16 protein-coding genes and 2 tRNA genes are annotated in these 17,215 nt (G+C 70.1%); 10 read left to right on the top strand and 8 right to left on the bottom strand.

Features of this window, described 5'->3' with window-relative positions; all coding sequences use genetic code 11:
• Positions 1-43: 43 nt before the first annotated feature.
• Positions 44-946, bottom strand: a complete 903-nt coding sequence (locus tag J4573_RS17495) for a LysR family transcriptional regulator (RefSeq protein WP_208256564.1) — start codon at positions 944-946, stop codon at positions 44-46.
• Positions 947-1,052: 106 nt separating this feature from the next.
• Here J4573_RS17495 and J4573_RS17490 point away from each other — a divergent pair, with 106 nt between their 5' ends.
• The 5 genes from J4573_RS17490 to J4573_RS17470 all read left to right on the top strand — a co-directional run bounded on the left by J4573_RS17490 (position 1,053) and on the right by J4573_RS17470 (position 5,217).
• A complete protein-coding gene (locus J4573_RS17490; RefSeq protein WP_243773116.1) occupies positions 1,053-1,877 on the top strand; it encodes an oxidoreductase in 825 nt (274 codons plus the stop codon).
• Between the two features lie 219 nt (positions 1,878-2,096).
• A tRNA-Ser gene (locus J4573_RS17485) sits at positions 2,097-2,179 on the top strand.
• 1 nt (position 2,180) lies between these two features.
• A tRNA-Arg gene (locus J4573_RS17480) sits at positions 2,181-2,253 on the top strand.
• A 139-nt stretch (positions 2,254-2,392) separates the two neighbouring features.
• Positions 2,393-4,237, top strand: coding sequence for a glycoside hydrolase family 3 protein (locus J4573_RS17475; protein ID WP_208256563.1), 1,845 nt, complete (start codon positions 2,393-2,395; stop codon positions 4,235-4,237).
• Between the two features lie 17 nt (positions 4,238-4,254).
• Positions 4,255-5,217: a TAXI family TRAP transporter solute-binding subunit gene (locus tag J4573_RS17470; protein WP_243773115.1), complete on the top strand. Its 963-nt coding sequence runs from the start codon at positions 4,255-4,257 to the stop codon at positions 5,215-5,217.
• Between the two features lie 9 nt (positions 5,218-5,226).
• Here the strand turns inward: J4573_RS17470 and J4573_RS17465 are convergent, their stop codons facing one another.
• From J4573_RS17465 to J4573_RS17455, 3 genes are read right to left on the bottom strand one after another with little or no spacing between them, the layout of a single operon-like run.
• Positions 5,227-6,582, bottom strand: coding sequence for a sensor histidine kinase (locus J4573_RS17465; RefSeq protein WP_243773114.1), 1,356 nt, complete (start codon positions 6,580-6,582; stop codon positions 5,227-5,229).
• A gap of 43 nt (positions 6,583-6,625) precedes the next feature.
• Complete coding sequence (locus tag J4573_RS17460) at positions 6,626-7,300, bottom strand: response regulator transcription factor (protein ID WP_208256560.1); 675 nt, start codon at positions 7,298-7,300, stop codon at positions 6,626-6,628.
• Positions 7,301-7,352: 52 nt separating this feature from the next.
• A complete protein-coding gene (locus tag J4573_RS17455; protein WP_208256558.1) occupies positions 7,353-8,684 on the bottom strand; it encodes an MFS transporter in 1,332 nt (443 codons plus the stop codon).
• A gap of 212 nt (positions 8,685-8,896) precedes the next feature.
• Here J4573_RS17455 and J4573_RS17450 point away from each other — a divergent pair, with 212 nt between their 5' ends.
• Positions 8,897-9,787 (top strand): LysR family transcriptional regulator, encoded by an 891-nt coding sequence (locus J4573_RS17450; protein ID WP_208256557.1) that lies wholly within the window; start codon positions 8,897-8,899, stop codon positions 9,785-9,787.
• A gap of 9 nt (positions 9,788-9,796) precedes the next feature.
• On the opposite strand, the gene J4573_RS17445 is transcribed toward J4573_RS17450, so the two are convergent.
• Positions 9,797-10,564, bottom strand: coding sequence for an oxidoreductase (locus J4573_RS17445; protein ID WP_208256555.1), 768 nt, complete (start codon positions 10,562-10,564; stop codon positions 9,797-9,799).
• Positions 10,565-10,778: 214 nt separating this feature from the next.
• On the opposite strand from J4573_RS17445, the gene J4573_RS17440 reads away from it, so the two are divergent.
• Both J4573_RS17440 and J4573_RS17435 read left to right on the top strand, forming a co-directional pair.
• The gene (locus tag J4573_RS17440; RefSeq protein ID WP_208256553.1) at positions 10,779-12,365 is read left to right on the top strand and encodes an ATP-binding protein; all 1,587 of its coding nucleotides are present in this window, start codon (positions 10,779-10,781) and stop codon (positions 12,363-12,365) included.
• Positions 12,366-12,441: 76 nt separating this feature from the next.
• Positions 12,442-13,431 carry a trypsin-like serine peptidase gene (locus J4573_RS17435; protein WP_208256551.1) on the top strand — a complete coding sequence of 330 codons (990 nt, stop codon included), beginning with the start codon at positions 12,442-12,444 and terminating at the stop codon, positions 13,429-13,431.
• A 4-nt stretch (positions 13,432-13,435) separates the two neighbouring features.
• On the opposite strand, the gene J4573_RS17430 is transcribed toward J4573_RS17435, so the two are convergent.
• Positions 13,436-14,107, bottom strand: coding sequence for a Crp/Fnr family transcriptional regulator (locus J4573_RS17430; protein WP_208256550.1), 672 nt, complete (start codon positions 14,105-14,107; stop codon positions 13,436-13,438).
• Between the two features lie 56 nt (positions 14,108-14,163).
• Between J4573_RS17430 and J4573_RS17425 the strand changes: the two genes are divergently transcribed.
• On the top strand, positions 14,164-14,421 hold the full coding sequence (locus tag J4573_RS17425) for a YciI family protein (protein ID WP_208256549.1): 258 nt from the start codon (positions 14,164-14,166) through the stop codon (positions 14,419-14,421).
• A 12-nt stretch (positions 14,422-14,433) separates the two neighbouring features.
• On the opposite strand, the gene J4573_RS17420 is transcribed toward J4573_RS17425, so the two are convergent.
• Positions 14,434-15,366: a Rossmann-fold NAD(P)-binding domain-containing protein gene (locus J4573_RS17420; RefSeq protein ID WP_208256547.1), complete on the bottom strand. Its 933-nt coding sequence runs from the start codon at positions 15,364-15,366 to the stop codon at positions 14,434-14,436.
• Positions 15,367-15,478: 112 nt separating this feature from the next.
• Here J4573_RS17420 and J4573_RS17415 point away from each other — a divergent pair, with 112 nt between their 5' ends.
• Positions 15,479-16,411 (top strand): GlxA family transcriptional regulator, encoded by a 933-nt coding sequence (locus J4573_RS17415; RefSeq protein WP_208256546.1) that lies wholly within the window; start codon positions 15,479-15,481, stop codon positions 16,409-16,411.
• Here the strand turns inward: J4573_RS17415 and J4573_RS17410 are convergent.
• Positions 16,381-17,211: a polysaccharide lyase family protein gene (locus tag J4573_RS17410; protein WP_208256545.1), complete on the bottom strand. Its 831-nt coding sequence runs from the start codon at positions 17,209-17,211 to the stop codon at positions 16,381-16,383. The two genes, J4573_RS17415 and J4573_RS17410, sit on opposite strands and share 31 nt — an antisense overlap.
• Between the last annotated feature and the right edge of the window lie 4 nt (positions 17,212-17,215).

Raw genomic sequence — 17,215 nt, 5'->3', positions numbered from 1 at the left:
AACTGCGGACAGCCGCTTTACCCGTTTGCGGACACTGGCCCGCCTAGCCGCGGGGACGGTCCTGGCCGTTCGCGGACAGCTCGCGGACGATGCGGGCGAACGTCCGGACGAGCGGGCCGTCGGCGCCCTCGACCCAGGCAAGTGCGACCCGGAGCGGCTCGGCGCCGGTCAGCGGGACCCACACCAGGTCGGGGCGGTTGTAGTAGAGCGCCATGCTGGACGGCACGAAGCAAATGGCGGCGCCGTCGGCGACCTGTTCGAGCATCTCCTCGACGTTGTCGTTGGTCGGGCCCCAGCGCGGCTCGGAGCCGTCGGGACGCGGGTTGATCGCCCACCAGTCGACCCACTCGCGCGGCGCCCGTTCGGTCCACATCAGCGGCTCGTCGTTGACCTCCATCACCGAGACCGCCTCGCGCGAGGCCAGCGGATGGCCCGCCGGCAGCCCGACCAGCCGCTGCTCGGTGTGCACGATCTCCCAGTGCAGGCCGCTCAGGTCCGTCGGCAGCCAGACGAACGCGACGTCCACCAGACCGTCCCGCAGCGCCCCGACCTCGCCGCCCCAGTCGTAGCGCTTGGGCTCGACGCGCACGCCCGGATTGCGACGAGCGAACTCCGACCGGGCGCGGGTGGTGAGCTCCCCGGCCCCGCTGGCCTCGAACCCCACGCGCAGCACGCCGGTCTCGCCCCGCCGGTGCCGGTCGGCGGCAGCGACGATCCGGTCGGCCTGCAGCAGCGTGCGCCGGGCCTCCGCGATGACGTCCCGCCCCGCGGCCGTCGGCCGGACCCCGCCCGCGTGCCGGTCGAAGATCCGTACGCCCAACTCCGCCTCCAGGTTGCGCAGCGCGTACGACAGCGCGGGCTGGCTCACGAAGAGCGTCTCGGCGGCCCGGCCGAGGTTGCCCTCGTCGGCGATCGCGACCAGATACCGCAGCTGACGGAGCTCCACGCAGGCATCATAAGTCCTCTTTATGAAGCGAGCGATCTTCTGTCTTGGACGCCCGTACGCCCCGGCTGCCATAACTGAGCGTGTCACCGCTGATGTGGAGGAAGAGATGAGCAAGGTCTGGTTGATCACGGGCGCGACATCGGGCTTCGGACGGGCGATCACCGAGGCGGTCCTCGCGGCGGGCGACACCGTGGTGGCCGCCGGACGCCGCCCCGCCGCCCTCGACGACCTGGTGGAGGCCCACCCCGACCGCCTGCGCGCGGTCGAGCTGGACGTCACCGACCCGGCGCGGATCAGCGCCGTCGTCGCCGAGGTGGCGCTGTGGTACGGACGGATCGACGTGCTGGTCAACAGCGCGGGCATGGCCCTGATCGGGGCGATCGAGGAGACCTCCGACCGCGAGCTGCGCGACCTGATGGAGGTGCACTTCTTCGGCCCCGCCGCACTCACCCGGGCCGTCCTGCCGTACATGCGCCGCCAGGAATCGGGCGCCATCGTGCAGATCACGAGCATGGGCGGCCGGATGTCGTTCCCCGGCGTGGGCGCCTACTCGGCGACCAAGTTCGCCCTGGAGGGATTCTCCGAGGCCCTGGCCCAGGAGGTCGCCCCGTTCGGCATCAAGACCCTGATCGTGGAGCCCGGCGCGTTCCGCACCGGCCTGCACGGCGGCGGCATGCGCATGACCGCCGCCAACCCCGCCTACGACGACATCGTCGGCCCGTCCCGCGCCCAGCAGGCCGACTTCGACGGCAAGCAGCCCGGCGACCCCGCCAAGGCCGCCGCCGCCATCATCGACGCCCTGGAGGCCGATAACACCCCGCTCCGCCTCGTCCTGGGCAACGACGCCGCCGACGCCATCACCGGCAGCCTCGACCAGGCCCGCGACGAACTGACCGCCTGGGAGAAGGTCTCCCGAGGCACCGACCTCTGACGTCCACCGGCCCGCACCGGCTCGCGCGAAAACCCTTTGCGCGGGCCGGAACCGTTCTGGCAGAGTCAACGTCGAAGCCACTGAGCACCAGGAGAGGAGACGCACGATGCGACGTAGTAGCAGCGCCCTCTCCGGTCTCGGGAGCAGCCGACGTAGCTGACCTACGTGCGTGCCCACCGCCCGCGGACCCGGAGTCCGTACGGGCGGTTTCTTGTTTTCGGAGGGTTGGCCGAGCGGTAAGGCAGCGTCCTGCTAAGGCGTCGTCGGGGTCACCCGCGTGAGTTCGATTCTCACACCCTCCGCGTCTCCGTGGCGCAGTGGAAAGCGCGCCGGGTTGCGAACCCGGAGGCCGCAGGTTCAAGTCCTGCCGGAGACACCGGGTCGGTCCTGCCGGGAGCACCGAGTCGCTCGCGCCGAGGGGTTGTCAGGGCGTGCAGATCGACTTACGTTCGGCGGTGAGGTTTGTTGTTGACGGGAACATACGCCACCCACCCACCCCTCATGTGGAGGCGATCATGCACCGTAGCCCACCCCGAACCCTTGCCCTGGGAGTCGCGTCCGCTCTGGCGGTCGCGTTGGCGGCTCCCGCGAGTGCGGCGACGCAGGTGAACGCGGGGGTCTATCTCGACTCGCGCAAGCCGGTGAAGGACCGCGTCGAGGCGCTTCTGAAGCAGATGAGCCTGGACGAGAAGCTCGGCCAGATGACCCAGCCGGAACGGCAGGCGGTCACCGGCGACGACATCACCCGCTACCGGATCGGGTCGCTGCTGTCGGGCGGCGGGTCGACGCCGACGCCCAACACGCCCGAGGCCTGGGCGGACATGACCGACGGCTTCCAGAAGCAGGCGCTGGCCACGCCCCTGAAGATTCCGCTGATCTACGGGGTCGACGCCGTTCACGGGCACAACAACGTGGTCGGCGCGACGATATTCCCGCACAACATCGGGCTGGGGGCGACGCGGGACCCGAGGCTGGTGGAGAAGATCGGCCGGGCCACGGCCGAGGAGGTCACGGGAACCGGGCCCGACTGGAGCTTCGCGCCGTGTCTGTGCGTGGCGCGCAACGATCGGTGGGGGCGTACGTACGAGTCGTTCGGCGAGGTGCCTGAGCTGCCGTCGATGATGACGTCGATCGTGACGGGCTTCCAGGGGCGGAAGCTGGGCGGGCCCGCGTCCGTGCTGGCCACGGCCAAGCACTATGTGGGTGACGGCGGGACGACCGGGGGCGTCGACCAGGGGAACACGCAGGTGTCGGAGGCCGAGCTGCGGGCCGTCCACCTGCCGCCGTTCCGTGCGGCCGTCCAGCGGGGCGTGGGATCGGTGATGATCTCCTACAGCTCGTGGAACGGCGTGAAGATGCACGGGCAGCAGTACCTGATCACGGACGTGCTGAAGAAGGAGCTCGGCTTCAGCGGGTTCGTGGTGTCGGACTACAACGGGATCGACCAGATCGACGGGCAGGCGGGGTTCACGCCGGCCGAGGTGACGACGGCGATCAACGCCGGGATCGACATGGTCATGGTCCCGTGGGACTGGAAGAAGTTCATCGACACGCTGCGCGGCGAGGTGCAGAACGGGCACGTTTCCATGGCCCGCATCGACGACGCCAACCGGCGGATCCTGACCAAGAAGTTCGAGCTGGGGCTGTTCGAGCGGCCGCTGGCCGACCGGTCGTACCTGAAGACCGTCGGCAGCGCGCAGCACCGGGCGCTGGCGCGGCAGGCCGTCGCGGAGTCGCAGGTGCTGCTCAAGAACGACAAGAACGTGCTGCCGCTGCGCAGGGACGACAACAAGATCTTCGTCGCGGGCAAGAGCGCGGACGACATCGGCACGCAGACCGGCGGATGGACGATCACCTGGCAGGGGCAGACCGGCAACGTCACGCCGGGGACCACGATCCTGCAAGGCATCGAGCAGAACGCCGGCAAGCGCACCACGGTGACCTACAGCAAGGACGGCACCGGGATCGATCACTCCTACAAGGCGGCGGTCGCCGTTGTGGGAGAGCTTCCGTACGCCGAGTTCATGGGCGACCGGCCGGACGGGATGAGCCTGGACCCGACCGACCTGGCGACCATCGAGAAGCTGCGCGCCTCCGGCGTGCCGGTGATCGTGGTCCTGGTCTCGGGTCGTCCGCTGGACATCTCGGCCGAGCTGCCCAAGTGGAACGCCCTGATGGAGGCCTGGCTGCCCGGCACCGAGGGCAGGGGAGTGGCCGACGTGCTCTTCGGCCTGCACCGGCCCACCGGGAAGCTGCCGGACACCTGGATGAACAGCGTCGACCAGCAGCCGATCAACCGCGGTGACGGCCAGAAGCCGCTGTTCCCGTTCGGCTACGGCCTGACCTATCACCGCAAGTAGGCGCCTACTGTGGGCGCATGGCCGTGGCTACGCATCTGAGCCGCCGAGGGCTGCTCGCCGCCGCCGTCCCGGTGTTGGGGCTGGCGGCGGCGGGCTGCTCCGGCGGCTCGCCGCGCCGCCGCCTCACGCTGGCCAGCGGACCGGCGGGCGGCCCGTACGCGATCTTCGGGCAGCGGCTGGCCGAGGCGGTGCACCGGCGCGACGACAAGCTGTCGGTACGGGTCGTGCTGACCTCTGCGAGCGTGGAGAACCTGCACATGCTCGGCAGCGGCGGCGCCGACCTCGCCATGTCGCTGGGCGACAGCGCCGCCGACGCGGTGGTCGGGCTCGGGCCGTTCAGTGGCGGGCGTCTGCCGGTCACCGCGCTCGCCCGCGTCTACCTCAACTACACCCACCTGGTCGTCCTCGGCGGGTCGCCGATCCGGAAGGTCGCCGACCTGGCGGGCCGGCGCGTTTCGCTGGGCGCCGCGGGCTCCGGGACGGCCGTCATCGGCGAACGCGTTCTGGCCGTGGCAGGTCTCGCCCGGCCCGTGCGGCCCGTGAAGCTGGGGCTCGACGAGTCGGTCGCGGCGCTCGAGGCGAAGGAGATCGACGCGTTCTTCTGGTCCGGGGGCGTGCCCACGGCGGCCATCGCGGCCCTCGCCGGGCGCGAGCCGATCAGGCTGATCCCGCTGGACGGCCTGGCCCGGCCGCTGCGGAAGGCGAACGGCCCGACGTACGTGGGCGTTTCGGTGCCCGCGTCCACCTACCGGCAGCTCGCCGAGGTGCCGACGGTCGGCGTGCCGAGCTACCTGATGGCGCGGGCCGCCCTGCCCAATGACGTGGCGTACGAGGTGACCCGCGCGATGTTCCAGTACCGGGATCGGCTTCCCGGTCCCGAGAGCCCGGGCAGCTACCTGGACGAGCGCTACGCGATCGGCACCGGGACCGTGCCGCTGCACCCGGGCGCGGTCCGCTACTACCGCTCCGTCTACGGCTGAGGTGTGGCTTCAGGGCTGAACGAGAGGTAGCCGCAGCTCGACGACCAGGCCGTGCGGCTCGGCGGCTGCCAACGCCAGCGTTCCGCCGCCCGTTCGCGCGAGCTCGTCGGCGATCGCCAGCCCCAACCCGCTGCCCTCGACGTTCCCGTGCCGCGCCGAACGCCAGAACCGGTTGCGCGCCGCCTCCAGCTCGTCCGCCTCCAGCCCGGGCCCGTCGTCCGCCACCCGCAGAACGGCCTCGTCGGCGTCCTCGCTCAGCTCGACCCGCACCACCCCGCCGGACGACGACGTGAACTTGATGGCGTTGTCGATCGCGATGTCGGCGATGCGGCCCGCGGTGTCGGGCGGGCAGGTCGCGATGAGCGCGCCCGGCAGCTCCGACCGCAGCTCGATGCCCGCCGCCCCGGCGACCTCCTCCCACGCCGACAGGCGGGGCTTGAGCTCCTCGACCAGATCGACCGGCTCGGCGACCGAGGTCCCCGCCTCCACGCGGGCCAGGGCCAGCAGGTCCTCCAGCAGCGCGCCCAGGCGGTCCATCTCCTCCATGGCGCGCTCGTGTTCACCTGCACCCGAATCGGTGAGATGCGGGTGCAGGTTCTCCAGCCGCAACGACAGAACGGCCAGCGGCGTGCGCAGCTCGTGTGAAGCATCAGCCACGAAGGCCCGCTGCTTGTCCAGGGCGGCCGCGACCGCGTCGGCCATCGCGTTGAAGCGTTCCTCCAGCCGCCGCAGCTCCGACGGCCCGGGCCCGGTGACGGCGGCCCGCGCGGTCATCCGCCCGGCGGCGATCGCCTCGGTGGCCGCGTCCAGCTCCGCCACCGGGCGCAGCGCCCACCGCGTGAGCCGCCGCGCCACCACGATCGCGAGGGTGAAGACGGCCAGAGCCCCGAACGCCAGCGCCAGCCAGATGAGCGCGATGTCGCGGCGGGCATCGTCGGTCGGCGCGGAGATCAGGACCGTTCCGACGACCTGCGCGTCCCGGCCCGCGGGCTCGGCCACCACGGCGTGCCGGGGACCGAACGGGGTGATCAGCGGCAGCTTCTCGGTCGTCCGGCCCGCCAAGGCTCGGCGCAGGGCCGGACCCTCGTTCGTGATCGGCTCGTCGGGCGGGATCATCACGGTCTTGGCGCCGTTCCGCACCTCCACCGCCGCCCCGTACAGCGTCGAGTAGCGCTGCACCTCCGCGGCCAGCAGCGAGTCGTCGCCCTCCCGTACGGCCTGGTCGGTCAGCTCGGCCAACCGGGTCGCGTCCGCGCGCCGGTCCAGCAGCAGCTCGCTCGTGCGCTTCTGCGCGTACGCCAGCCCGAGCGGAATGGCCAGCGCCAGCACCAGCCCGCCGATCAGCGTCAGGTACGTGATCAGCATCCGCCGCCGCATCAGCCCGCACCCGTCATCAGCCGGGCGTTCATCAGTCCACGCCCAAGCGGTAGCCGGCGCCGCGCAGCGTGCGGATCAGGTCCGGGCGGCCGGTCTTGGCGCGGATCCCGCGGATGTGCACGTCCAGCGACCGCGAGGCCGCCAGGAACGCGTCGCCCCACACCGCGTCCAGGATCTCCTCGCGGCTGCGGACCACGCCGGGCTCGCGCGCCAGCAGCGCCAGCACGTCGAACTCCCGCCGCGTCAGCGCGATCGACCTGCCGGCCACGCAGACCTCGCGGGCCGGCAGGTCGATGGTGACGTCCCCGGCCACCACGCTGGTGGCCGGGGACGAACCGCCGTTCCCGCCGCCACGGGGGACGCGGCGGGCGACGGCGTCCATCCGGGCGAGCAGCTCCATGATCTTGAACGGCTTGGTGAGGTAGTCGTCGGCCCCGGCGCGCAGCCCCTGCAGCACCGTCCGGTCCTCGGTCAGCGCGGTCAGCACGATCACCGGGACCGCCGACACCCGCCGCAGCCGGCGGAGCATCTCCAGCCCGTGCATGTCGGGCAGCAGCAGGTCGAGCAGCACGAAGTCGGCGCCGTCCTTCAGCCGCAGCCCCTCGTCGGCGCGCGTGACCCGGTCCACCCGGTGGCCGCGCTCGGTGAGGGCCGTGGTGAGGGCGTCGGCGAGCCGATCGTCGTCCTCGACCAGAAGCACCCGCATGCAGACCTGCCTCACTGGGACCCACTCCGCGTCAAGAGTAGGTCCCAGCCCGTCATGCGCGAGCGGTGAGCCGCTCGCCCGCCTCGCCCGTCCCGGCCGGGGCGGCATCCTTCTCCGCCCCGGTCAGAGCCGTGTGCCGGGTCTCGCGCATGGTCAGGTAGACCACCAGCGACACCGCCGCGCACGCCGAGACGTACCAGTAGAAGCCGGACTCGATGCCGCCCTTCTTGAACCACAGCGCCACGTACTCGGCCGTGCCGCCGAACAGCGCGTTGGCGATCGCGTACGGCAGGGCCACGCCCAGCGCCCGCACGTGCGTCGGGAACAGTTCGGCCTTCACCACCGCGTTGATCGAGGTGTAGCCGGTCACGATCACCAGTCCGCCGGTCATCAGCAGCAGCGCCGGGACGAAGCCCGACACGTTCCCCAGCGCCGTCATGATCGGCACGGTGCCGAGCATCGACCCGATCCCGAACGTGATCAGAAGCGGCCGCCGCCCGATCCGGTCCGACAGCGCGCCCGCCAGCGGCTGCAGCAGCATGAAGATCGTCAACGCGCAGAAGCTCACCAGCGCCGCGTCGTTCTTGCTCATCCCGGCCGTGTTCGACAGGTACTTCGTCAGGTAGGTCGTGTAGGTGTAGTACGCGACCGTGCCGCCCATCGTCAGGGCGATGACCAGCGCGAACTCCCGCTTGTGCGCGAGCAGCCCGCGCAGCGTGCCCCGCTCGACGCCGGCCTCCTCCTCGTACGCCTCGGTCTCCAGCAGGTTCCGCCGCAGGTAGAAGATCACCGCCGCCCCCACGGCGCCGACCACGAACGGGATGCGCCAGCCCCACGAGTGCAGCGTGTCCGACGACATCGTGTGCTGCAGGATGATCTGCAGCCCGAGCCCGCACAGCTGCCCCATCGTCATCGACACGTACTGGAAACTCGACGAGAACCCGCGCTTCCCCGGAGCCGACGCCTCGGTCAGGTAGGTCGCGCTCGCCGCGTACTCACCGCCGACCGACAGCCCCTGCAGCAGCCGCGCCACCAGCAGCACCAGCGCGCCGAAATAGCCGACCTGGTCGTACGTCGGCGCGACCGCGATCAGCAGCGCGCTCACCGACATCAGTGTGACCGTGGTCGTCAGCGCCGCCTTGCGGCCCTTCCGGTCGCCCAGCCGCCCGAGCAGCCAGCCGCCGACCGGCCGCATGAAGAACCCGACGGCGAAGATCCCCATCGTGTTGAGCAGCTGCGCGGTGTCGTTCCCCTTGGGGAAGAACGCCGAGGCGAAGTACACGGCGAAGCTGGAGTAGATGAACCAGTCGTACCACTCGACCAGATTGCCGATCGAGCCGCCGACCAGCGCCTTCCAGGGACTTCGGGACGTTGAGGCCGTCATGCGGGCGCCTCCTCAAGCTCGGTGAAACGGGGGGAGTGACCTGCGTCACCGCAAGTCACCGAAGCTTCACCGACGTAAGGAACCACCGACAAGCGCGAGCCCCCAGATCTAACGTCCGCTTAAGAAAGCCGCCCTCGGCCCATGGGAATCCCCGCCCGCCGAACCAGGTTGGCCACGTGGACCGCCCTGCCGCCTGAAGGAAACAGGAGCCGATGAGCCTTCGCCAGTTCGAGTACGCCTTGGCCGTGGCGGAGGAGGGCTCGGTGACGGCGGCGGCCGAACGGCTGCACGTCGCCCAACCATCCATGTCGCAGCAGATCCGCGGCCTGGAACGAGAGCTCGGCGTGGAGCTGTTCGACCGTACGCCGACCGGACTGGTGCCCACCGCGGTCGGCCTGGCGTTCCTGCGGGAGGCGCAGGTCGCGGTGAACGCGGCGCGGCGGGCGAGGGCGACGGCGCGGGCCGCAGCCGACGAGCTGGTGGGCGAACTGGTCGTCGCGGCACAGCTGGGCTTCGGCACGCGCCAGCTCCCGGGCGCACTCGCCACCCTCCGCCGCCGCTTCCCGAGGCTGGAGGTCACCGTCTTCGAGGAGCCGAGCTCCGCCGAGCTGGACCGGCTGTGCCGCCGAGGCGTACTGGACCTCGCCCTGATGGCCGCCTGCGAACGAACCCCCGCCGACGCCCACCACCTCGGCGACGAGGAGTTCGCCGTCGTCCTGGGCGCCGGGCATCCGAGCCTCGCCGCGGACCAGATCTCCCTCCACGAGCTGAAGGGCGAGCCGTGGGTCAGGTTCGACCGCGACAGCGCGCTCGACGGCGTACTGCTGAACGTGCTGCGCGACAACGACCTGACCCCCGCCACGGCAGCCCGCGTGTCCCAAACCGCCACCGCCGTACGCTGGGCCGCCCACGGACTCGGAGCAACGCTCGTCCCAGCGTCCGCGGTGCCTGCCGACCACGAGCACCTCGCCCGCCCGATCTTCCCGGCCGTGTCCCAGCCCGTCATCGCCGTCCTCCGGCAGGGCGCGGGCCCGGCGGAGAAGGCCTTGCTCGACCTCCTCCGCCAGCAGACCTGGTCCGAACCCCTCTCTCAGGTCTCCTAAGGCGCGCGGTCACCCCCTGGGAAACTCGCCCCCGTCCACCACGAGATTGCTCCCGGTCAGCCAACTCGCCTTGTCGGACACCAGGAACATCACCGCGTGGGCGATGTCGTCCGGCTCACCGTCCCGCCCCAGCGGTGGAGTGTCGCCGGCATTGGTCTGCCCCGGCGCCGCGTTCAGCCGCGCCCACTCCTCCCGCGTCGCCGCACCGCCAGGGGTAGCGGTCCGGCCGGGCGTCACGGTGTTGACCCGGACCCCGAACGGGGCCAACTCAGAGGCCAGCCCCCGGCTGTAGTTCTCCAGCGCCGCCTTCGCCGCCGTGTAGTGCAGGAACTGCCCCACCGGAGTGGTGACCGCCGCCGACGAGACATGCACAATGACCCCCGAACGCCGTTCCCGCATCCCCTCCGCCAGCAACGAGTCCAGTCGTACCGACGCCAGGAAGTTCAAGTCCAGCGCGTTCTGCCATTCTTCATCGGTAATGGCGGAAGAGTTCTCATACGGTCGCGCTCCGCCCGCGTTGTGAACGATGATGTCCACCCCGCCGAGCCTCTCCTCCGCAGCCACCGCGATCGCCTGTGCTCCAGCCCGCGTCCGCACGTCAGCCTCCACAAACGAGGCCCCCTCCGGCACCGTCCCCGCCGCCCTGGCAGTGGTCAGCACATCGGCACCCGCGTCCAGGAACTGCCGTACGACAGCCGCCCCGATTCCGCGAGAGCCACCAGTGACGAGCGCCCGCTTCCCTGCGAGCTCCAGTGTTCCAGACCCATTCCTGCTCATTCCAACATCCCCTTCAATCGCTTTTTCGACCTGTCTCAAGCTACGGCCGCAAAAGAACGGAGAACAAAGACGAAACTGCAGCAGGGGGCATAGGAGGTTCCTAAGGCGCTCCGGCCTGCGCGCCTGACCCTTGGTCGGGGCCTCGGACGGGTCTGTTATGGGCAGTCCGTCGAGTCACGTTCGCGGCGATCGCGTAGCCGATACCGTACGGAGCGTGAGTGTGAGGATTTTCAACGTGGCGGGCCCCTGTCGGCCGGAACGGCACTACATGCTGCCGCCCCAGCCCCGTCTCCCGCAGGCACATGAGCTGATCGAGCACGGGCAGTACTTCGTCGTTCACGCCCCCCGGCAGACGGGGAAGACCACGACGCTTCAGGCGTTGGCCCAGGAGCTCACGACGTCCGGCCGGTACGCGGTGGTCTATCTGTCCTGCGAGGGCGCTTCCGCCCGTGCACAGGGGAACGCGACCCCGGAAGAGCTCATTCTCGCGGCGATATCAGACGGAGCGGGATACTCCGGGCTCCCTGACGCCTGCCGCCCACCGGATCCGTGGCCAGCGGCACCGTCCGGACACCGCCTCTTCCGGGGACTCACCGCATGGGCCGCCGCGTCTCCCTTGCCGCTGGTCCTGCTCCTCGATGAGATCGACTCTCTGGTCGGTGACCACCTGACCAGCGTGCTGCGGCAGTTGCGCGCCGGCCACAACGCCCCTACCCCGTTCGCGCATTCGGTGGTGCTCTGTGGGATGCGGGATGTCCGTGACTACAAGGCGGCCTCCGGCGGCGACCCGACTCGCTTGGCCAGTTCGAGTCCGTTCAACATCAAGGCGGCCTCGCTGCGCCTTGAGAACTTCTCCTTCGACCAGATGGCCGACCTGTACGGCCAGCACACCACCGAGACCGGGCAGAAGTTCACCGAGCATGCGCTGCAACGGGCCTTCGAGGCCAGCCAGGGACAGCCCTGGCTCGTCAACGCGCTGGCCAGTGAGGTCATCCGCAACATGCGGATTCTCCCGCCAGAGCCGATCACCGATGAGCACATGGAGGAGGCGATCGAGCGGCTGATCGTCGCGCGCGCCACCCATCTGGACTCACTGGTGGCACGCCTCGCCGAGCCACGCATCCAGCGCATCATCGAACCGGTGATCGTCGGCGACCAGATCCCCGTCGACTCGGCGTTCAACGACGATCTGGCCTACATACGTGATCTGGGATTGGTCACGCGGACCCACCCGCTCCAGGTGTCCAATCCGATCTACCAGGAGGTCATCCTCCGGGTGCTCGCGGAACGCACGGAGAGCCTCGTCCATGCCGAGCCCAAGAGCTTTCTCACCTCTGACGGGCGCCTGGACTTCGACCGTCTGCTGGAGGAGTTCGCCGCGTTCTGGAAGCTGAACGGGGAGATCCTGACGAGCCATGAGATCTACCACGAGGCCGCATGCCAACTGGTCTTCATGGGCTTTCTCCACCGCATCGTCAACGGAGGCGGCTACATCGACCGCGAGTACGCCGCAGGTCGCGGCCGCATCGACCTTCTGGTCCGCAAGCCCTACGCCGGCCCTCACGGCGAACGCGCCTGGCAGTGGGAGGCGGTCGAGTTGAAGGTGCACCATCCCGGCCGCCCCGATCCGCTTCCCGACGGGCTCACCCAGCTTGACGGTTACCTGGACAGGCTCGGTTTGGAGACCGGTGCGCTGGTCATCTTCGACCGGCGTCCGGACGCCCCGCCGCTGCCCGAGCGCACCACCATCACCGAGGCCCGGTCCCCGAGCGGCAGGACGATCACCCTGCTCCGCGCCTAAACGATCATCCTCCGGCCACCCTGGAGTCACCAAGATCCACTTTGCTGGGAGCCCCCTCCCCGCGAATGGAGCACGTGTGAGACTCCAGCTTCTTGCGACGGCTTCGGCCGTCGCGCTGTCGTTCGGCGTGACCGTGGACACGGCGCATGCCGACGACCAGAGCTCGGCCACCGTAGGACGGGCGACCGCTGCCATGTCCTCCGCGGCCAACGCCTTCTGGACGCCCGAGAACATGGCCGCGGCCACCCCGCTCGACGCCCTCGAAGCCCCCTCGGGCGACGTGCCGAGCGCCCCGTCCACCCAGACCGAGTCCGCGGACGGAAGCGCCCCCGCGCAGGCGGCCACCTTCGGTGCGGACAGCCTCACCTACTTCTGGCAGTCCAAGGCCTGGGCGGGCCACGGCGCCGCCCCGGCCCGCACCATCGGCAAGCTCTACTTCGACAAGGACGGTGCCCGGAACTGGTGCACCGCGACGGTCATCTCCTCGGCCAACCACAACACCGTGTGGACCGCCGCGCACTGCCTGAGCGACGGCAACGGCCACTGGTACAAGAACATCCTGTTCGCCCCCGACTACCACGACGGCCAGTGGCCCTACGGGCACTGGGCCGCCAAGTCCTGGGCCGTCCCCGAGGGCTACCACCACGGCAAGAACAAGGTCCATGACATGGGCGCGGTCGCCCTGAACACCTCCTCGGGCCGCCGCGTCGGCGACGTGGTCGGCTGGCAGGGCTACAAGTTCGGCTCCACCCAGGCCTTCACCGACTCCCGCTCGTTCGGCTACCCGGTCGACACCTTCCCCGCCCGCTCCGGCATCGACTCCAACGGCGCCGACCTGCGCTTCTGCGTGGGCAGTTCCACCTTGGAGTTCTGGCGCAAGCTCCACTGCGACATGGGCCACGGCGCGAGCGGCGGCCCCACCATCTACGACATGCCGCTGTCCCGCGGCTGGGGCTACATCGTCACGAACCAGAGCTGGGTCAACCCGAGCAACCCCGGCTACACCTTCGGCCCCCAGCTCGGCGACAACGCCATCAACGTCCACAACGCCGTCCAGGCCGACTAAGCGATCACTCAGTGGGCTTCCTCGGCACCCAGCCGAGGAGGCCGCCGGCGTCCAGCACAACGACGGCACCAGGCTCGATCCTGATCAGGCCCTCACGGGCCAGAGCCTGAAGCGCCCGATTAACCGACACCCTGGTGGAGCCGACGGTCTCCGCGAGCCCTTCCTGAGCACCCGGCAGAACAACCCGCGCACCACACCGCATCGCCCGCGCCAGCCATTCGGCGACACGCGTGGCAGCGTCGTCGAACGCCACGCGGACCAGGTCGTCCTGCCGTTCCCCGACCTGCTCCGCGAGATACCTCATGACGTGCCTGCGGACATCGGGGACCTCGTCAACGAGCGCGAAGAGCTCATCCGCACCGATCAGCCGGAGCCTGCTCGGCACCGTCGCCGTCCATGTCGCGGTATAGGTGCCCGCGCCGAGCACCGCCGCCTTGTCGACCGCGCAGGGCGCCGCGAATTCGCCCAGCCGCAGCCGCCGCCCCTGCTCGGTCTCGTGAACGCCCGTCAGGGAGCCGTCCTCGACCACGATGAGCCGTGCCGCCGCCTGCCCGCGAACGGCGACGACGGTCCCCGCCTCGACCGTCCGCGAGATCGAGCGTTCGACCACCTTCCGTAGCCGCGCCGCGTCCAGCGAAGCGAACAGCGGCACGGCCCTCAACAACAGGGCCGTCATCCGGCGAGTATCACGCGATACAGCGCCCGCCACCAGGCCACCCATACGCTCGGTTCATGTACGCACTGGAGCTGACCTTCGAGCAGACCGACGAACGCCTGGCCGCCCGCCCCGCACACCGCCAGTACCTCTCCCAGCTTCATGACCAGGGCAGGCTCGTCATGGCAGGCCCCTGGTCGGACGACTCCGGTGCCCTCCTGCTGTTCGACACCGACGAGCGCGGCATGCGAGAGATCATCCAAAGCGACCCCTACTACTCCACCCCTGGCGTCACAGTCGCCGCCCTCCACCATTGGCAACCGATCATCAGTTAGGCCGGTCGGTGATCAGGCGTTGGTCAGGGCGCGGGTGTCGTCTGTCCCCGTGAGGGAGGCCTTGAGGGTCTCGTCTAGCGGGGTCGGCTTCACCCCGAAGGTGTCGGTGATTCGGGTGGAGTCGACGACGAAGGGGCGGTGCGACATGTGGTGGGTCTCCCACAGTTCCTCCCAGATGGGGGCGGTGTTGCCGAGCAGGGTCAGCTCGCGGTCGCTCATCTCCTCGACGCGGGGCGGAGGTGCGTCGGCCAGATCGGCCAGGCGTTCGGCCATCTCTCGTACGGAGTGGACGACCATGGGGGCGTGCCAGGCCTGGCCCAGGGCTCGCTCGTCGTGGGCGACCGCGTAGAGGGCTGCGGCGGCGTCGTCTACTGAGGTGAATGAGTGCGGGACGTCCACGGCAGCGGGGACGAGCGCTAGTAGGCCTGCTAGGACCTTGGGCTGGACCATGGCGTTGAAGATGGAGAACGCGCCGGCACCGATGAACTGACCCGCTCGGATCTCGGTGACGCGGATGCGGCCCGCGTCGTGGGCGGCCTTGGCGTTCAGCCACATCTGGGCGCGGACCTTGCCCTTGGGGCCGGTGGCGGCGAGCGGGTGGTCCTCGGTCAGCGTTCCTTCCACGGGGCCGTAGCCGTAGAGGTTGCTCAGCATGACGTAGGTGGCGTCGGTGCGTTCGGCGGCTGTTTGGATGGAGCCGAAGAGGGGCGGGACCGTTTCGGGCCAGGTGTGGTACGCGGGCATCGCCAAGTTGAAGAGGGTGTCCGCGCCCTGGGCGAGGTCGGTGAGGCGGTCGGTCTCCCCGGCGTCCAGGGCGACCCGTTCGACGTTGCCAGGACCCTCGCCGCTGCGGCTCACCATCGTGACGCGGTCGCCCGCGTCGGTGAGCAGCTTGGCCAGGTTGTGGGCGGTGGCGCCGCGGCCGACGATGACATGGAACGGCATGACTCTCCTTAATGGGAACATCGCGCCCCGGTGGGCGCTTGATCTCACTGTGCGGCGCCGGGCGAGAGACGAGCAGGGGCCGCGGAGCCAACCATCCGGAGGTTCTGGCCACATGCATCGGATCGCGTTCGTCGCCGTCCCGCCGGTGTACGCGTTCGACCTCGCCATCTCGCAGATGGTGCTGGACTCCGCCCAGGGCTACGAGCTGGTGGTGACTACTGCGGAGCCTGGGCGGGTGGAGGCCCTTGGCGGTACGGACCTGATGGTCGAGGAGGGGCTTGAGGCGGCCTCGGACGCCGACACCGTGATCGTGCTCGGTGGGGGAGGCCGGGAGGACGTCGACCCGCGCGTGCTGGATCTCGTTCGGGACGCTGTTGAGAGTGGGAAGCGGGTCGCCTCGTTCTGCACGGGGGCGTTCGTGTTGGCGCAGGCGGGGGTGCTGGACGGGCGGCGTGCCACGACGCATTGGGGGCTGACGGAGGAGTTGGCTCGGCGGCATCCGGGCATCGAGGTGGTGTCCGAGGTGTTCGTGGAGGACGGGCTGATCCTCACCTCGGCTGGTGCGGCGGCGTGTGTGGAGCTGTGCCTGCACCTGGTGCGGACGGACTTTGGGGCTGCTGCGGCGGCAGCGGCCGGACGGCTGGCGATCGTGGCGCCGCCTCGGCCCGGGGAGCAGGCGCAGGTCGTTCAGATGCCTCTGCCCGTCACGCCGGACGAATCGCTGGCGGCCACCAGGGAGTGGGCGCTGCGGCGGCTGGACGAGGCGATCACGCTCCACGACCTGGCCGCGCATGCGTGTGTGAGCACGCGGACGTTCACGCGCCGGTTCCAGGCCGAGAACGGGGTGAGCCCGATCCAGTGGCTGCTGGAGCGGCGCGTCGAACGGGCCCGCGAGCTGCTGGAGACCACGTCCCTCCCGATGGACCAGGTGGCGTTCCGCAGCGGGCTCGGCAGCGCCGATTCGCTACGGCAGCACCTGGTCCGCCGGGTGGGCGTGACTCCGACCGCTTATCGTCAGCGCTGGAAGACGCCCAGCGCGTCGTAGGCGTGCCATGAGCCGATCTTCTTGTCGAGGGTGAGGACGTTCTCGCCGGCCTTCAAGGAGGAGGCGGGGAGGGGCAGCTCTACGTAGGACGGCTTGAGGGTGGTGCCGGGGACGGTCGTGTCGCCTTCTAGGGAACCTCTCGTGGCGCCGTTCTCCAGCTTGATGTCCTTGACCGGGGTGTCGTTGAGGGCGAGGTTGATCACGCCGGGGTTGGAGGCGTGGGTGTCGATGAGCCAGATCGCCAGGACGACCTCGGCGGACGGGACCGACTCCAAGGGGAAGCGGAACGTGGTGCGGCTCGGCTTGCTGCCCGCCCACGAGTCCGCCGGGCCTGGCTGGATGTAGGCCCAGTCGGTGTTCGGGACGCTCTTGCCGTAGGTGTAGTCCACGCCGTTCGGGAACTGCTTGGTCACCTGCGCGTATCCGGCGGGCGCCAGCGCCAGCTCCAGGCTCTTGCCGTCGAACGTGCCGACCGTGGCGATCGGCTTGCCGGAGACGGTGACCGAGTCGGCGCTGTGGCCGGCGATCTCCGAGGTGGGGCGGCTGCTGTCGCCCGAGGCGTCCACGGTCACGATGCGGTAGTACCAGTCCTGGCGTCGGCCGCCCATGCGGTCGTGGGCGAACGAGGCGTAGACGGTCTTGGTGAGGAGCGTGTCGGGGCCGGGCTTGAATCCGCGCTGCTGTGAGCCGTAGACGGCGTAGTGGTCGACCAGGGGCCGGTAGGCCTCGCCCTCCCAGGTCAGGCGGATGCGGCCGATCTCCGGGGCCGCCTTGATCTTGCGTACGGGCTGTGGGCTCATCGGC

Source organism: Actinomadura barringtoniae, from assembly GCF_017573505.1.
Taxonomy (GTDB): Bacteria; Actinomycetota; Actinomycetes; order Streptosporangiales; family Streptosporangiaceae; genus Spirillospora; species Spirillospora barringtoniae.
Note: the sequence above shows the minus strand (reverse complement) of the source record. Positions and strands in the feature narration are given on the sequence as shown.

Excerpts from the sequence above, each read along its gene's own strand:
- J4573_RS17410 (WP_208256545.1), bottom strand. The coding sequence starts at position 17,211 with ATGAGCCCACAGCCCGTACGCAAGATCAAGGCGGCCCCGGAGATCGGC.
- J4573_RS17420 (WP_208256547.1), bottom strand. The coding sequence starts at position 15,366 with ATGCCGTTCCATGTCATCGTCGGCCGCGGCGCCACCGCCCACAACCTG.
- J4573_RS17460 (WP_208256560.1), bottom strand. The coding sequence starts at position 7,300 with ATGCGGGTGCTTCTGGTCGAGGACGACGATCGGCTCGCCGACGCCCTC.
- J4573_RS17425 (WP_208256549.1), top strand. The coding sequence starts at position 14,164 with ATGTACGCACTGGAGCTGACCTTCGAGCAGACCGACGAACGCCTGGCC.
- J4573_RS17430 (WP_208256550.1), bottom strand. The coding sequence starts at position 14,107 with ATGACGGCCCTGTTGTTGAGGGCCGTGCCGCTGTTCGCTTCGCTGGAC.
- J4573_RS17470 (WP_243773115.1), top strand. The coding sequence starts at position 4,255 with ATGGCCGTGGCTACGCATCTGAGCCGCCGAGGGCTGCTCGCCGCCGCC.
- J4573_RS17490 (WP_243773116.1), top strand. The coding sequence starts at position 1,053 with ATGAGCAAGGTCTGGTTGATCACGGGCGCGACATCGGGCTTCGGACGG.
- J4573_RS17455 (WP_208256558.1), bottom strand. The coding sequence starts at position 8,684 with ATGACGGCCTCAACGTCCCGAAGTCCCTGGAAGGCGCTGGTCGGCGGC.
- J4573_RS17445 (WP_208256555.1), bottom strand. The coding sequence starts at position 10,564 with ATGAGCAGGAATGGGTCTGGAACACTGGAGCTCGCAGGGAAGCGGGCG.
- J4573_RS17415 (WP_208256546.1), top strand. The coding sequence starts at position 15,479 with ATGCATCGGATCGCGTTCGTCGCCGTCCCGCCGGTGTACGCGTTCGAC.
- J4573_RS17475 (WP_208256563.1), top strand. The coding sequence starts at position 2,393 with ATGCACCGTAGCCCACCCCGAACCCTTGCCCTGGGAGTCGCGTCCGCT.
- J4573_RS17450 (WP_208256557.1), top strand. The coding sequence starts at position 8,897 with ATGAGCCTTCGCCAGTTCGAGTACGCCTTGGCCGTGGCGGAGGAGGGC.
- J4573_RS17465 (WP_243773114.1), bottom strand. The coding sequence starts at position 6,582 with ATGCTGATCACGTACCTGACGCTGATCGGCGGGCTGGTGCTGGCGCTG.